Source organism: Sphingomonas sp. GM_Shp_2 (assembly GCF_026540875.1).
Lineage (GTDB): Bacteria > Pseudomonadota > Alphaproteobacteria > Sphingomonadales > Sphingomonadaceae > Sphingomonas > Sphingomonas carotinifaciens.
In genome coordinates this window covers 108,199-122,617 of record NZ_JALNUQ010000006.1, presented here as the reverse complement: position 1 = coordinate 122,617, position 14,419 = coordinate 108,199, and the positions used below count along the sequence as shown (strand labels likewise).

The following is a 14,419-nucleotide window of genomic DNA, read 5'->3' as shown; positions in this document are numbered from 1 at the left end:
CGTAGCGGTAGGCGGCACGGTCCCATGTGGTGGCGCGAGCGGCGCCCGGCATGCGCGCGATCTCGTCCCGCGCGGCATCGACCTGGCCGGCATCGAGCAGGTGGCGGGCGCGGGTCAGGCGATCGACGGGGGCGGTGGACGGGCTGTTGGCCTGGCGCAGCACGACAAGGCCGGCGAGTTCCTGGCGCAGCCCTTCCCACCAGCCCTGGCTGTCGTCGACGGACAGTTGCGAGGCCAGCGTGTCGAGACCCTGACGCAGCGCCTCCAGCGTTACCGGGCGGCTGGCGACCGCGATGACGGTGCCGACCGCGCGCGGCTCGACCGCGCCGAAACGGGTGCGAAGCTGTTCCTCGAGATAGCCGAGCGGCTGGCCGCGATCGAGCGCGCGGCGGGCGGCAAAGGCGACCAGCAGCGCCTCGGCCCGGGTCGCCTGTCGACCGGCGGCGTTCGTATCGGCGTCCAGCGCGGCGGTGCGCGCCTCCAGAGCGGCGAGCTGGCCGGCAAGTGCAGCCTCGCGGGTGGCCAGCGTCGCGGGGTCGGCAAGGGGCGCCGGCTGGGCCGGGGTGGCAGGGGCGGCGGCGGTCTGGACGGGTGCCTGTGTCGCGGTGCGCGCGTCGCTGCGATCGAAGTTCCTCATCGCATAGCCCATCAGGATCAGGCCGGCGACAAAGGCGAGAAGGACGAGCGCGACGAGCACGCCGGTACGGGGGCCGCGCGCGCGCGGTCGATCGATCGGCATGGGGTCGCTCATGCGCGCTTTATCTCCCCGGCCGTCACTCCGGTCAATCGTCGAGCCGCTGCAAGGCGAGCGCGACCAGGGCGGCGTCATCGGGGCGGGGGGCGGCAAGGGCGTATCGCCAGCCCGGCCCCGCGGCGTCGCGAATCGCCGGGCTGAGCGCGAGAAGGCCGATCCGGCCCCGGTCGACGCCCTCGCGGTCCACCAGCGCAGCGAGCCGCCGCGCGGCACGCGCCGAATGGAGCAGAACGTCCATTTCCGCGAAGCCGCGAACGGTGCCGGGGGGAAGGGGAACCGGTTCTGCGGCATAGACGGTGATCGCGACCACGGCCTCGCCGCCGTCAATCCGGTCGCGGCCGGCGAGATGAAGCAGGCGCGCAAGGCCCCGGGCGCGGGCGGCGGCGATCGCGGCGGCGGCATCGGCGGCGCCGGTCACCGCGACACAAAGGCCCGCATCGCGGGCGGCGGCGGCGGTTGCCGGGCCGACCGCGACGACGGGCAGCGCGGCGAGTGTGGCCAGTGCTGGGCCGGCGTGGCGCAGCGCCTGTGCGCTGGTCAGCAACAGCGCGTCGAAATCACCGGGCGGGGGCGGTGCCCAGGTCATCGGCGCGCCGGCGAAAAAGGGGCAGGCCCGCGCGTCCAGACCGGCGGCGGCGAGCGCGGTCATGGTGCGCGTGGCGCCCGGTTCCGGCCGGACGACCACGAGCGGGCGCGTCATGCCCCGAACAGGCGCCGCACCGATGGGGGTGCCCGGTCCAGCAGGTCGGCGGCGAGGGTGGCGCCGAGCGGGTCGTCGATCGCCCCCTCGACCGTGCCGACGACGCTGTCCGCGCCGTCCTCGGTCAACAGTTCGGCGGTGAGGCGCAGGGTTTCGCCGGCAAGCGAGGCCATCGCGCCGACCGGCGAATGGCAATCCGCCGCCAGCCCGGCGAGCAGCGCGCGTTCGGCCAGCACGCAGGCGCTGGTATCGTCGTGGTCGATCGCGGCGACGATGCGGCGCGCATCATGGTCGTCGGCGCGCGTCTCGATCCCGACCGCGCCCTGCGCGGGAGCAGGGAGCATGGTGTCGGTGGGGATCGCGGTGCCGACATCGTCGCGGCCGAGCCGGTCGAGCCCGGCGGCGGCGAGCAGCGTGGCGTCGGCCTCGCCCGCGGCCAGCTTGGCGAGGCGCGTCTCGACATTGCCGCGGAACAGCACGATGCGGAGGTCCGGCCGGTGGCGCAGCAGTTGCGCGCGGCGGCGCGGGCTGCTGGTGCCGACCACGGCACCGGAACGCAGGCTCGCGATGTCGGGCGCGCCGATCAGCCGGTCGCGCACATCGGCGCGTGGCAGCATCGCGGCGATGGCGATCGCGGCGGGGCGGATCGTCTCCACATCCTTCATCGAATGAACGGCGGCGTCGATCTCGTTCGCCAGCAGCGCGCGGTCCAGCTCCTTGGTCCACAGCGCCTTGCCGCCGATCTCGGCCAGTGCGCGGTCCTGCACCCGGTCGCCGGTGGTACGGATGGGGACGATCGCCACCGCATCCTCCCCCCAGCCATGCGCCGCAAGAAGCGCATCGCGCACCATCCGCGCCTGGGTGAGCGCCAGCGGCGAACCGCGCGTGCCGAGCCTGAACACTGCCATGGCGCACCCCTTGCCGCAGCGAGGGGGGATTCGACAAGCGGGCGCGGGTGGAATCGGGCGCGCGCAAGGGTTAAGGGGACGGGCATGCTGATCCTGGGACTGGAATCCTCCTGCGACGAGACCGCCGCCGCGCTGGTTACCGATGAGGGCCGTGTGCTGGCGCATCGGCTGGCGGGGCAGGAGGCGGCGCATGCGCCCTATGGCGGGGTGGTGCCCGAGATCGCGGCGCGGGCGCATGTCGAGGCGCTGGAGCCGCTGATCCAGGCGGCGTTCGCCGATGCCGGCGTGACGCTGGCCGAGGTGGACGCGGTGGCGGCGACGGCGGGGCCGGGGCTGATCGGCGGGGTGATGGTCGGGCTGGTGACCGGCAAGGCGCTGGCGCATGCGGCGAACAAGCCGCTGATCGCGGTCAACCATCTGGAGGGCCATGCGCTGAGCCCGCGGCTGGCCGACCGCGCGCTCGCCTTTCCCTATCTGCTGCTGCTGGTGTCGGGCGGGCATTGCCAGTTGCTGCTGGTCGAGGGCGTCGGGCGCTATCGCCGGCTGGCGACGACGATCGACGATGCGGTGGGCGAGGCGTTCGACAAGACCGCCAAGCTGCTGGGGCTGGGCTATCCCGGCGGGCCGGCGGTGGAGCGGCTGGCGCAGGAGGGCGACCCCGCCGCGGTGCCGCTGCCCCGGCCGCTCAAGGGTGCGGCCGAGCCGCATTTCTCGTTCGCAGGGCTCAAGAGCGCGGTGGCGCGGGCGGTGGGCGGCCATGCCCCCGCCGATATCGCCGCATCGTTCCAGTTGGCGGTGGTCGAGTGCCTGATCGACCGGACGCGCCGGGCGCTGGCGGTGGCGCCGCAGGCGACCGCGCTGGTGGTGGCGGGCGGGGTCGCGGCGAACGGGGCGGTGCGGGGCGCGCTGGAGGCGCTGGCGGCGGAGCATGACCTGCGCTTCGTCGCGCCGCCGGGATGGCTGTGCACCGACAATGCCGCGATGATCGCCTGGGCCGGGGTGGAGCGCTTTGCCGCCGGGCTGACCGATCCGCTGGACGTCGCCGCGCGCCCGCGCTGGCCGCTGGACCCGGATGCCGAGGCGGTGCGCGGGGCGGGGGTGAAGGCGTGAGCGAGACGATCGGCGTGATCGGCGCAGGCGCCTGGGGCACCGCGCTGGCGCAGGTCGCGGCGAGCGCGGGGCATGAGGTGCGGCTGTGGGCGCGCGACCCGGCGCTGGTGGCGGCGATCAACGCGACGGCGGAGAATGCGCCCTATCTGCCGGGCATTCCGCTGTCGCCGCGCATCCGGGCGACGGGCGACCTGGCCCATGTCGCGCAGGCGCCGGTCAATCTGGTGGTGACGCCGGCGCAGGCGATGCGATCGGTGCTGGCGACGCTGCCCGCGCATGGCCAGGCGCTGGTGCTGTGTTCCAAGGGGATCGAGGCGGGCAGCCATCGGTTGATGAGCGAAGTGGCGGCCGAGGAGCATCCGCGCTCGCCGATCGCGGTGCTGTCGGGGCCGACCTTTGCGCATGAGGTGACGCGCGGCCTGCCCACCGCGGTGACGCTGGCCTGTGCCGAGCCTGCCTTGCGCGCGCAACTGGCCGAGTGGCTGGCGACGCCGCAGTTCCGCCCCTATGCCAGCGCCGATGTGGTGGGGGCCGAGATCGGTGGCGCGGTGAAGAACGTGCTGGCGATCGGGTGCGGCGTCGTGGAGGGGGCGGGGCTGGGCCAGAATGCGCGCGCCGCGCTGATCGCGCGGGGCTTTGCCGAGATGACGCGCTTCGGCCTTGCGCGCGGGGCCGATGCGGTGACGCTGGCCGGGCTGTCGGGACTGGGCGACCTGGTGCTGACCTGTTCGTCGGTCGCGTCGCGCAATTTCTCGCTGGGGCTTGGACTTGGCCGGGGGCAGTCGGCGGCAGCGCTGCTGGCGGACCGGCGCACGGTGGCGGAGGGCGCCTTTACCGCGCCCGTGCTGCGCGAGGCGGCGGCGGGCGTGGGCGTCGACATGCCGGTGACCGATGCGGTGTGCCGCCTGCTGGGCGGCGAGGCGGTGGATACGGTGATCGGCGACCTGCTGGCGCGACCATTGCGGGACGAGGGGGCCTGAGCGGCGCGTCTCTCGATACACCGTCTCGATACGCGGCTGCGCCGCTACTCGAGACGAACGGATAAACTTCAAATCGTCCGTCTTCAGCCCGGCTGACCGTCGATGCCGAAATTCAGGCGGCGGGAAACATTGGGGTCGATGACCGCGAGGAGCAGATAGGCGGTGAACTGACGGGCGCGTTGCAGCCAGCCGGTGCGTGTCTTGTAGAGATCCGGCGTGATCTCCTCCGACCGGGCGATCTCGCCATCGACATAGCCGCGGACATGCGCGGCAAAGGCCGCGTCCTCGATGCGGATCATCAGCTCCAGGTTGATGAACAGGCTGCGCATGTCGAAATTGGCGGAGCCGATATGGACGGCATCGTCGATGACGTAGAGCTTGGTATGCAGCTTGGTCGGCTGATATTCGTAGATGTGCACGCCCTTGCGCAGCAAACCGGCATAGGTGAAGCGCGCCGCGGCGATGGTGGCGCCATTGTCCGACTTGGCGGCGGTGACGACGCGGACCTGTGCGGCGCGGCGCCCCGCCTTGTCGAGGCGGCGCAGCATGGTCGGGCTGGGGGTGAAATAGGCGGCGATCAGGTCGATGCGGTGTCCGCGGCGCATGTCGTGCCGCACGGTGCGCGCCCAGGGGGACAGATGGCGGGTGGGGCCGCCGATCAGCCAGCGCAGGGCGCCCTGCCGCTCGCTCCAATGCGCCAGCGCGCGGTTCAGGTGGCGCATCTTGCCGTTTGGCTGGCGAACCCAATCCTGCAGCGCATCGAAATAGCCGGCCAGTCGCGCGGCGGCATCCCCCTCCACCAGCAGCCCGAGGTCGCGCCAGGCCTGTTCGGCAGGCGTGCCGAAATAATCATCCTCGATATTGAAGCCGCCGACGATGATTCGCGCGTTCCCCGCCTCCTCAGCATCGGCCAGGGCCAGCTTCTGGTGGTTGCGCAGCAGATAGCGGCGCCCCAGCCGCGGTTCGAAGCGGCAGACCTGGATGCCGGCCTGTTCCAGCGGCTGGAAGAAATCCGCGTCCGCATCGTCGCTGCCGAAGCCGTCGACGATCAGCGATACCGCCACCCCGCGCCGGGCGGCGGCGATCAGCGCGGCGTTGACCCGGCGACCGGCATCGTCATCGGCATAGATATAGTAGAGAATGCGCAGCGAGCGGTGGGCGCGGTCGATCAGGTCCAGCACCGCATCCAGCCGGCGGGGACCGGTATCGAGCAGAGTCAGCCGGTTTCCCTCCACGGTAAAGACCGGTTGGGGGGCGGAGTCGGAGGAGGAACCGGCGTCGTCGGACATAACCAAGGCGTAACGATGCGGTGGCCCCCCGCGTTGCATGACGCGCAATCTTTGACTTTTGCCGGCAACGGGGCTAAGCGCTGCGCTTTCATCCCATCGTTGTTCAAGAAGGACACGGCATGGCGCGCGTCACCGTCGAGGATTGCGTCGACAAGATTCCCAACCGGTTCGATCTGGTCCTGTTCGCCGCGCAGCGTGCGCGGCAGATTTCGGGCGGAGCGGACCTCACCCTCGATCGCGACCGCGACAAGAACCCGGTGGTTGCGCTGCGCGAGATCGCCGAGGAAACCGTGCGGCCCGCGCATCTGGAAGAATCGGTCATCAACGGCCTGCAGCGCGTGCAGATGGACGATGACGACGAGGTCGATGCGGTCGGCAACCTCCAGGCCTCGGCCGAGGCGCTGCGCCTGACCGCGGCCGCGCCGCCGCGCAACCAGAATTTGGGGGCCGATTACGAGGGCTGATCGGGCCTTTCGTTTATGGCTTTTCGAAAAGGGTCGGGGCAGCGATGCTCCGGCCCTTTTCGTTTGTGGGTGTGATGAAGGGGCGAAGGCGAGTTTCACGCGCTCAAGGCATCGTGCGTGAAACCCCAAGCAACATCCGTTCGGCTTGAGCGAAGTCGAAGGCTAAGTGGCTCGCATGCCCTCCGACGTCGCTCAGGGCGAACGGCGGTATGAAAGCAGGATAACGTCACCTTGATCCGTTCGTATCGGGACGATGCCTTACACCGCGACGCGTCTCTCGATACGTCGTCTCGATAAGCGGCTTTGCCGCTACTCGACGACTACTCGAGACGAACGGGAGGAGTTGGATCGATCCGATGGCATTCAACTCACGATCATGAGAAAGGCTGGGCATCGCCTAACGCCAAAAAGCCGCGCATCCCGGGCGGGATCGCGGCTTGTCGGTGCCGTCAGGCAGCCATGCGGGCGGACGGGCCGCCCGGCGGGGCTTACTTGATCTTGGCTTCCTTGAACTCGACATGCTTGCGCACGACGGGATCATACTTGTTGAAGCTCAGCTTCTCGGTCTTGGTGCGCGGGTTCTTCTTGGTGACGTAGAAGAAGCCGGTGTCGGCCGAGCTGACGAGCTTGATCTTGACGGTGGTCGGCTTTGCCATGACCTGAATCCTGTAAGCTTGAAAATGCGAAAGCGGCAGCACGCGCCGCCGCTCCTATCAGCCGCGGCGCATGGCGCATGCGGGGCAATGAGTCAAGCTTCGAGGGTCCTTTAAACGCGCCGGGGCGCGTTTCGCGGTGCCGGCCCGTTCCGATTAAACGCCCCTTTACGTGCTGCGTGGCATAAACCACAGCATAACAGGACGAGAGAGGATGTGGGATGCCGGGCGAATCGCGGGACATGATCCGTATCGAGCTGGCGGCGCGAATCGCGGCGCTGGATGTCCGCGCGCCCTATGCCGCGGTGTCCGACATGGCGGCCGAAGTGGACGCCATCCGCCGCATCGCCCACCGCCATGGCATGGCGCCGGCGGTCACCGTCGCGCATTTCCTGGACCATGCGCTGGCACGCGGCGAACGTGGGCCGTTGCTGCACGGCTGGCTGGCGATGCTGGACGAGGCGGTGGCGAGCGGGCGCGACGATCTGGATGCCGCGCATGCCTTTGCCGCGGCCTGTTCGGTGCGGTTGGCCGCCTGATGCGTCGCTGATGGACGCACTGATGGCGGCGCTGGTCGCCGCGTTGGTGGTGCAGGCGGGGGACCGGCCCGCCTGGCTGGCGGCGATCCTGGCCGACCGATACCGCGCCCCCGCTACGGTGATGCTGGCCGCGCTGGTCGCATTGGCGGCGGCGAGCGGGATCGCGGTGGCGGCGGGGCTGGCGATCGCGGGAATGCTGACGCCCGCGGCGCGCGACCTCCTGTTGGCCATGGCGCTGGTGTTGCAGGGCGGCGGCGCGCTGTTTGCGCAAAAGCCGCCGGAGCGGCTGGCGCGGTGGCGGCTGGGCGGCTTTGCGACCAGTCTGCTCGGGCTGTTCATCCTGTGCTTTGGGGACGGGTTGCAATTCTTGGTGGGCGCGATCGCGATCCGATCGACGATGCCGTGGCTGGCGGTGGTCGGCGCGACGCTGGGCGGGATCGCGGTGCTGGGCGCCGCGGCGGTGATGGGCGAGCGCGACTGGTGCCGCCTGTCGCGCGATCGCGTCCGGCAGGGCGGGGCGGTCCTGTGCCTGATACTGGGCATGATATTCGGGCTGTCCGGATTGCGATTGATCTAGCGGGTCGATCAAACAGCGCGGGTTTTGCGCGTGGACGGGTCGGAGCCATTCGGCCATCGGATCGTTCACGCAACAAATTCCAACCATCATCCGGGAGCTTTCCGATGGCCGATACCAACCCGGCGCTCGAAACGCCGAGCAGCCTGAACCGCAACGACACCGCCAGCGTCGCCGATGCGCTGAACGGCGCACTGGCGGATTGCTATGCGCTGTATCTGAAGACGAAGAATTTCCACTGGCACGTGTCGGGCCCGCATTTTCGGGATTACCACCTGTTGCTGGACGATCAGGCCGCGCAGATCCTGGGCGTGACCGACGCGATCGCGGAGCGGGTGCGCAAGACGGGCAATGTCACGCTGCGTTCGATCGGCGACATCGCGCGCCGCCAGACCATCGCCGACAACGATCGCGAGTTCGTGGGGGCCGGCGACATGCTGGCCGAGCTGCGCGACGACAATCTGAAGCTGGTCGACCGGTTCCGCGCGGTCAAGGACGCCGCCGAGGACGCCAAGGACAATGCGACCAGCGGCATCGTCGACGAATGGACCGATCAGGCCGAGGAACGTGCCTGGTTCCTGTTCGAGGCCAGCCGCAAGGGCTGATACTCATTTTGAAAACTCGCAGGAGGACGAGGTTTCAGGCGGCGCCGGCGCGTTCTCCATACCCCGATCTCTGATCGGGAACGCAACGACCTCCTGACCGGTTGTGGAAGCATAACCGTCAGGAGGAACCACCATGCTGAAACTTGCCGTCACTTTTCTGATCCTCGGATTGATCCTGGGTGCGCTCGGTTTCGGCGGGATCGGTGGTGCGTTCGTCGGCATTGCCAAGGTGCTGTTCTTTATCGCGCTGGCCCTGTTCCTGATCTTCCTGGTGCTGGGGCTGGTCGCGGGTAAATCGGTGAAGAACGCGATCGACTGACGAACGGCCCGGCGATGCAGGCCTTTGCCGCGCTTCTCGATTCGCTGATCTATACGCGGTCGCGCAATGCCAAGCTGAGGCTGATCGCCGATTACCTGCGCGCCACGCCCGATCCCGACCGGGGTTGGGCGATGGCGGCGCTGACCGGCGACCTGGACCTGCCGGCGGTGAAGCCCGCACTGATCCGGGCGCTGATCGAGGCGCGGATCGACCCCGTGCTGTTCCGGATGAGCCGCGACTATGTCGGCGATACCGCGGAGACGGTGTCGCTGCTGTGGCCAGAGCCCGACCGGCCGGTGGAGAATGCCCCGCTGTCGGTGGCGGATGTCGTCGACCGGTTGATGCATCTGTCACGATCGGATGCGCCGGCGGCGCTGGCCGGGATGCTGGACCGGCTGAATGCCGAGGAACGTTTCGCCCTGCTCAAGATGGCGACGGGGTCGCTCAGGATCGGCGTGTCGGCGCGGCTGGCCAAGACGGCGCTGGCCGAGGCGTTCGGACTGGATGTCGATGCGGTGGAGGAGGTGTGGCACGGACTGGTGCCGCCCTATGCTGCATTGTTCGCCTGGGCCGAGGGTACCGGCGCACAGCCGACGCCCGCGGACGTGCCGGTGTTCCGGCCGTTCATGCTGGCGCATCCGCTGGAGGATCTGCGCGTCGACCTGAAGGACTATGCCGCGGAGTGGAAGTGGGACGGCATCCGCGTGCAGATCGTCCATGTCGCGGGTGCCACCCGGCTCTACAGCCGGACCGGCGACGATGTGACGGGCAGCTTTCCCGATGTCGCCGCCGCCTTTACCGGGATCGGCGCGGTCGACGGCGAATTGCTGGTCAAGGGCGAGCATCAGGGCGGGACGCTGGAGGATGGCGGGGGCGCGGCCAGCTTCAACGCGCTGCAACAGCGGCTGGGGCGAAAGACGGTGTCGGGCAAGATGCTGGAGGAATATCCGGCCTTTGTCCGCCTGTACGACATCCTGTTCGATGGGAACGAGGATTTGCGCCCCCTGCCATGGACGGAGCGGCGCCGGAGGCTGGAAGCGTTCGCGGCCCCGCTCGACCCCGACCGGTTCGATCTGAGCCAGGTGATCGAGGCGGCGGACTTCACCGCGCTGGAGGCGATGCGCGCCACCGCGCGCGATGCCGCGATCGAGGGCATGATGCTGAAGCGGCGCGACTCGCCCTATGTGACGGGGCGGCGCACCGGGCTGTGGTATAAATGGAAGCGCGATCCGCTGACCGCGGACTGCGTGATGATGTATGCACAACGCGGCAGCGGGCGGCGGTCGAGCTATTATAGCGACTATACCTTCGGCTGCTGGACCGAGCAGGGCGAGCTGCTGCCGGTCGGCAAGGCCTATTCGGGGATCACCGACGAGGAGTTGCGCGAACTGGACCGCTTCGTGCGCGGCCATACCGTGCACCGCTTCGGCCCGGTGCGCGAGGTGGAAAAGACGCTGGTGCTGGAGATCGCGTTCGATTCTATCCACGAGTCGAAGCGGCACAAATCGGGGATCGCGATGCGCTTTCCCCGGATCGCGCGCATCCGCCTGGACAAGCCCGCGGCGGAAGCGGACCGGATCGAGGCGCTGCGGCGAATGGTGACCTGATCGGTCAGCCGAACAGCCACAGGCCCATGATGCGGGCGGGGGCAAAGGCGAAGGCGCCCGCGCCGACCAGCCCGCCGAGATAAAGGGCGATCATGGTGGTGCGGTGCGTGGCGATCCGGCCCGATCGCGCGGAGACGACGGCACGCCACAGGCCGATGACGGTCAGGGGCACGAACAGGTGGATCGCGCTGAACTGGCCATGGTTGAGGTGGCGGATGCCGAGTGCGGACAGGGCCGCGACGAGCATCAGCATGACCCAGACCTTGCCAAGCAGGCGGTGGCGGGGGCCGCCTTTGCGGGCGAGTAGCAGGTAGAGGCCGAGGGGCAGGGCGGGCAGCACCGTGGCGAGGTGGAGCGCCACCGCCACTTCGCGCACCGCCGGGGCGGCGGGCGCGAGGCCGAGGGCGGCACGGCCGAGCGCCACGGCCGCCATCGCGCTGAGCCCGCCACCGGCGACCAGCACCATGGCGCGCATCGCGGGCGACAGGTCGCGCCGCGCGCGACGGGGCGGGAAGGCGATCGGGAGGGGCAGGCTGGTCATCGGCGCGATCCTTGATGGCGGTGTCGGGGCCATCGTGTCTGCTGGCGGTTCGCTCGCCAGCGCGCGTGCGTGGACCGGCCGCCTGCTGCGTGAGCCGTGCGGCTTTGCCATTTCGCGAAGCGTGAACGGGCGGTAGGACTTGCCTCCGTCATGCCGCCGGCCCGCCGTTTCCTCATCGATCTGTCGATCATGCTCGCGATCGGGTTGTTGCTCGCGCTGATGGGGCCGTTCGGGACGTTTGCGGGGAGCGTGGCGTTTCGGCTGGTCTACTGGGTGACGCTGATGGTGGCGGGCTATGCGCTCTATCATCCGGCGATGATGGCGGCGAGCCGGGTGGCGGCGCGGCTGGCGCTGCCGGAGGCGGCGATGTGGGCGGCGGCGGGTGTGGTGGCGAGCGTGCCGATGACCGCGCTGGTGTGGGTGGTGGGCCGGATCGGCTATACCACGCGCTGGCCGACGCCGGAGCAGGCGCTGGCGCTGTACGTCAATGTGGGGCTGGTGGGTGCGATCGGGACGGTGATGCTGTGGGTCGCGCGGCGGCGGCGTGAGGCGGCGTCGGTTCTGGCAGAGCCGGAACCGGAACCGGAGCCGGTAGCGGCGGAGCCGGTCGGGCCGGCATTGTTCGAACGGTTGCCGCCGGGGTTCGGGCCGACGCTGCACGCGCTGGAGATGGAGGACCATTATGTCCGCGCGCACGGCGCCTATGGCTCGGCGCTGATCCTGATGCGGATGCGCGATGCGGTGGCGGAAACCGCGCCGCTGGCGGGGGCACAGGTGCATCGCAGCTGGTGGGTCGCGCGGGATGCGGTGGAGCGGGTACGGCGCGAGGGGCGCAACTACCGGCTGGTGCTGCCCGGCGGGGTCGAGGCGCCGGTGGCGCGGGGGGCGGTTCCGACGCTGGTCGCGGAGGGGTGGATTTAGAGTCAAACGCGATCAAGATTGTACAGGCCGAGCCTCTCCCCTGAAGTGGAGGGGGAGCACAAAACTTATCGCTTTCGCCTCTAGCCTTACCCGGGTTGCGTAGCTTGGCGGCCCCTCACCCTTCCCACTGCCTTGCGGCAGCGGGCCCCTTCCAGCATCAGGCCGCCCATGCCCCCGGCATGGGCTGAACAGCGCGGGGCGCTGTTCACCTGATGCTCCCCGGAGGGGAGAGGGAGGTTGGATATCACGCCAGCGTGCGGACCTTGGGTTCGCGGTCCCAGTAGCGCTTCTTGGCGGCGTTGACGAAGCCATCGAGATCCACCACGCCCTCGTCCGGTTCGACGCCGGCCTTGTCGAGCAGGGGTTGCGCGGCGGCGTTGTGGCCGATCGCCTTCAGATGGCCGAAGGCGTCCATGACGAATTGTACCGCGGCGCCTTCCCTGACCAGTTTCGCACAGGCCTCTTCGCTCAGGATCACCGCGATCGCATCGACGGTGACCGAGGGCTGACCGAAGAGTTGCGCGTCGGCCTTGACCTTTGTCCCGTCGGACAGCGGCACGGCGCCGACCTTCGGCGCGATCAGCATCGGGGTGCCGCCGGCATCCTCGACACCCGCCTTCACCGTCTTCAACGTGGCCGCGTCGGTGCCGTCGGCGATGAGGATGCCGACGGTGCGGCCCTTGAGCGTATGCTTTTCCAGCGGGCCACGGATGATGCGCAGCGCCGGCGATACGTCCATGTCGATCACCGGAGCCGCCGTCGGCGACGCCTCGGGCAGGTCCATGGCGAGGCCGTCGGCGACGCGGGTCGCCAGCGTTTCATCCACGTTGCGCAGGTTCGCCATCATCTGAATGCGGACATGTTCGAGCGAGACCTTGGACAGTTCGAACACGATCGCAGACGCCAGATGCGCCTGTTCGGCGGGGTCGAGCGAGCGGAAGAACAGCCGGGCCTGGCTGTAATGATCCGCAAAGCTTTCGGGACGGATGCGCAGCTTGGCGCCCTCTTCTTCCGACGGATAGGTCTTGAAGCCCGCCGGGTCCTCGCGCGGGCCGCCGGGTTCGCCCGCCAGATGCAGGCTGTTGGGCTCGTAATTGGCGCGGCCCTTGAACACCTGCATCTGCATATGGCCATCGCGCTGCAGATTGGCGAAGGGGTGATCGCCAGGGACGTTCTTGGGCTGGTTGACCGGGATCTGGGTGAAGTTGACCCCGCCGAGACGCGACAATTGCGTGTCCAGATAGGAGAAGAGCCGGCCCTGGAGGAGGGGATCGTTGGTGAAGTCGATGCCCGGCACGACGTTGCTGGGGCAGAAGGCGACCTGCTCGGTTTCGGCAAAGAAATTGTCGGGATAGCGGTCGAGCACCATGCGGCCGACGATCTTTACCGGCAGCACTTCCTCCGGGATGATCTTGGTCGAATCGAGCACGTCATAGGGCTGCGCGTTGGCGAATTCCTCGTCGAACAGCTGCACGCCCAGTTCCCATTCGGGGAAGTCGCCGCGGCCGATCCGCTCAAACAGGTCGCGACGCTGGAAATCGGGATCGGCGCCGGCGATCTTCACCGTCTCGTCCCAGATGGTCGATTGCAGCCCGGCCTTGGGCTTCCAGTGGAACTTCACAAAGGTCGACTGGCCCGCCTTGTTGACGAAGCGGAAGGTGTGGATGCCGAACCCCTCCATCGTCGCGAAGCTTTTCGGCAGGGTGCGGTCCGACATCGCCCACATGACCATGTGGGTCGATTCAGGCATCAGCGAGATGAAGTCCCAGAAGGTGTCGTGCGCGGTCGCCGCCTGCGGATAGCCGCGATCGGCCTCCATCTTGGCGGCGTGGATCAGGTCGGGAAACTTGATCGCGTCCTGGATGAAGAAGACCGGGATGTTGTTGCCGACCAGATCCCAGTTGCCCTGCTTGGTGTAGAATTTCACCGCAAAGCCGCGCACGTCGCGCGGGGTGTCCACCGATCCGGCGCCGCCCGCCACCGTGGAGAAGCGGGTAAAGACGGGCACGCGCTCGCCGGGGCGCTGGAAGATGTCGGCGGTGGTGATGTTGGACAGCGATTCGGTCAGCTCGAAATAGCCGTGCGCGCCGGTGCCGCGGGCGTGGACGATACGCTCCGGAATACGCTCGTGGTCGAAATGGTTGATCTTCTCGCGATAGACATGGTCTTCGAGCAGAACGGGGCCGCGCGGGCCAGCCTTGAGCTGGTTCTGGTTGTCGGCGATTGCGACGCCTTGGTTGGTGGTGAGGACCGGATGATCGGCGTCGCTGCGCTGATGCGTCTCGCCGCCGTTGCCGGCGTTCAGGGCGTCATGATCCATGATATTGCTCCAGGTAAGGCTTTGCCTCGCTCAACGAGCGGGATGCCGAATGGAGCCTGTTGCGAATCGATTGCTTCTTGCTGGTCGAAACGTGCCGAAGGCACGTTTTGCGGCGCCGGCCCGCTCCCCCTCCCG

The 14,419-nt window shown here is 68.9% G+C and carries 16 protein-coding genes; 9 read left to right on the top strand and 7 right to left on the bottom strand.

Going from position 1 to position 14,419, the window contains the following annotated elements:
- From OXR08_RS03960 to hemC, 3 genes are all read right to left on the bottom strand, one after another.
- On the bottom strand, window positions 1–751 hold a 751-nt coding region (locus tag OXR08_RS03960; RefSeq protein WP_267347842.1), incomplete at its 3' end, for a hypothetical protein.
- A gap of 31 nt (window positions 752–782) precedes the next feature.
- On the bottom strand, window positions 783–1,454 hold the full coding sequence (locus tag OXR08_RS03955; protein WP_267347840.1) for a uroporphyrinogen-III synthase: 672 nt from the start codon (window positions 1,452–1,454) through the stop codon (window positions 783–785).
- Complete coding sequence (hemC, locus tag OXR08_RS03950; RefSeq protein ID WP_267347837.1) at window positions 1,451–2,362, bottom strand: hydroxymethylbilane synthase; 912 nt, start codon at window positions 2,360–2,362, stop codon at window positions 1,451–1,453. Before hemC ends, OXR08_RS03955 begins: the two co-directional genes overlap by 4 nt.
- A gap of 84 nt (window positions 2,363–2,446) precedes the next feature.
- On the opposite strand from hemC, the gene tsaD reads away from it, so the two are divergent.
- Window positions 2,447–3,472, top strand: a complete 1,026-nt coding sequence (gene tsaD, locus OXR08_RS03945) for a tRNA (adenosine(37)-N6)-threonylcarbamoyltransferase complex transferase subunit TsaD (RefSeq protein ID WP_267347835.1) — start codon at window positions 2,447–2,449, stop codon at window positions 3,470–3,472.
- Entirely contained in the window at window positions 3,469–4,452 is a 984-nt protein-coding gene (locus OXR08_RS03940; RefSeq protein WP_267347833.1) for an NAD(P)H-dependent glycerol-3-phosphate dehydrogenase, read from the top strand. Before tsaD ends, OXR08_RS03940 begins: the two co-directional genes overlap by 4 nt.
- Before the next feature lie 83 nt (window positions 4,453–4,535).
- On the opposite strand, the gene OXR08_RS03935 is transcribed toward OXR08_RS03940, so the two are convergent.
- Entirely contained in the window at window positions 4,536–5,741 is a 1,206-nt protein-coding gene (locus tag OXR08_RS03935; protein ID WP_267347831.1) for a phosphatidylserine/phosphatidylglycerophosphate/cardiolipin synthase family protein, read from the bottom strand.
- A 119-nt stretch (window positions 5,742–5,860) separates the two neighbouring features.
- On the opposite strand from OXR08_RS03935, the gene rpoZ reads away from it, so the two are divergent.
- Window positions 5,861–6,205: a DNA-directed RNA polymerase subunit omega gene (gene rpoZ, locus OXR08_RS03930; RefSeq protein WP_112384212.1), complete on the top strand. Its 345-nt coding sequence runs from the start codon at window positions 5,861–5,863 to the stop codon at window positions 6,203–6,205.
- Between the two features lie 488 nt (window positions 6,206–6,693).
- Here rpoZ and rpmG read toward each other — a convergent pair whose 3' ends face one another.
- Window positions 6,694–6,861: a 50S ribosomal protein L33 gene (gene rpmG, locus OXR08_RS03925; protein ID WP_007407030.1), complete on the bottom strand. Its 168-nt coding sequence runs from the start codon at window positions 6,859–6,861 to the stop codon at window positions 6,694–6,696.
- Between the two features lie 239 nt (window positions 6,862–7,100).
- Here rpmG and OXR08_RS03920 point away from each other — a divergent pair, with 239 nt between their 5' ends.
- The 5 genes from OXR08_RS03920 (at window position 7,101) to OXR08_RS03900 (ending at window position 10,502) form a co-directional block, all read left to right on the top strand.
- Window positions 7,101–7,397, top strand: coding sequence for a hypothetical protein (locus tag OXR08_RS03920; protein ID WP_235903867.1), 297 nt, complete (start codon window positions 7,101–7,103; stop codon window positions 7,395–7,397).
- A 10-nt stretch (window positions 7,398–7,407) separates the two neighbouring features.
- Entirely contained in the window at window positions 7,408–7,974 is a 567-nt protein-coding gene (locus OXR08_RS03915; protein WP_267347812.1) for a TMEM165/GDT1 family protein, read from the top strand.
- A gap of 104 nt (window positions 7,975–8,078) precedes the next feature.
- Window positions 8,079–8,576 (top strand): DNA starvation/stationary phase protection protein, encoded by a 498-nt coding sequence (locus tag OXR08_RS03910; RefSeq protein ID WP_112384215.1) that lies wholly within the window; start codon window positions 8,079–8,081, stop codon window positions 8,574–8,576.
- Window positions 8,577–8,709: 133 nt separating this feature from the next.
- Window positions 8,710–8,895 carry a DUF1328 family protein gene (locus OXR08_RS03905; protein WP_112384135.1) on the top strand — a complete coding sequence of 62 codons (186 nt, stop codon included), beginning with the start codon at window positions 8,710–8,712 and terminating at the stop codon, window positions 8,893–8,895.
- 14 nt (window positions 8,896–8,909) lie between these two features.
- Window positions 8,910–10,502 carry a cisplatin damage response ATP-dependent DNA ligase gene (locus tag OXR08_RS03900; protein WP_267347808.1) on the top strand — a complete coding sequence of 531 codons (1,593 nt, stop codon included), beginning with the start codon at window positions 8,910–8,912 and terminating at the stop codon, window positions 10,500–10,502.
- Between the two features lie 4 nt (window positions 10,503–10,506).
- On the opposite strand, the gene OXR08_RS03895 is transcribed toward OXR08_RS03900, so the two are convergent.
- A complete protein-coding gene (locus OXR08_RS03895; RefSeq protein WP_267347806.1) occupies window positions 10,507–11,043 on the bottom strand; it encodes a DUF2306 domain-containing protein in 537 nt (178 codons plus the stop codon).
- Between the two features lie 150 nt (window positions 11,044–11,193).
- Here OXR08_RS03895 and OXR08_RS03890 point away from each other — a divergent pair, with 150 nt between their 5' ends.
- A complete protein-coding gene (locus tag OXR08_RS03890; protein ID WP_267347804.1) occupies window positions 11,194–11,964 on the top strand; it encodes a LytTR family DNA-binding domain-containing protein in 771 nt (256 codons plus the stop codon).
- Window positions 11,965–12,208: 244 nt separating this feature from the next.
- Here the strand turns inward: OXR08_RS03890 and OXR08_RS03885 are convergent, their stop codons facing one another.
- On the bottom strand, window positions 12,209–14,284 hold the full coding sequence (locus OXR08_RS03885; RefSeq protein ID WP_267347802.1) for a catalase: 2,076 nt from the start codon (window positions 14,282–14,284) through the stop codon (window positions 12,209–12,211).
- Window positions 14,285–14,419 lie beyond the last annotated feature (135 nt).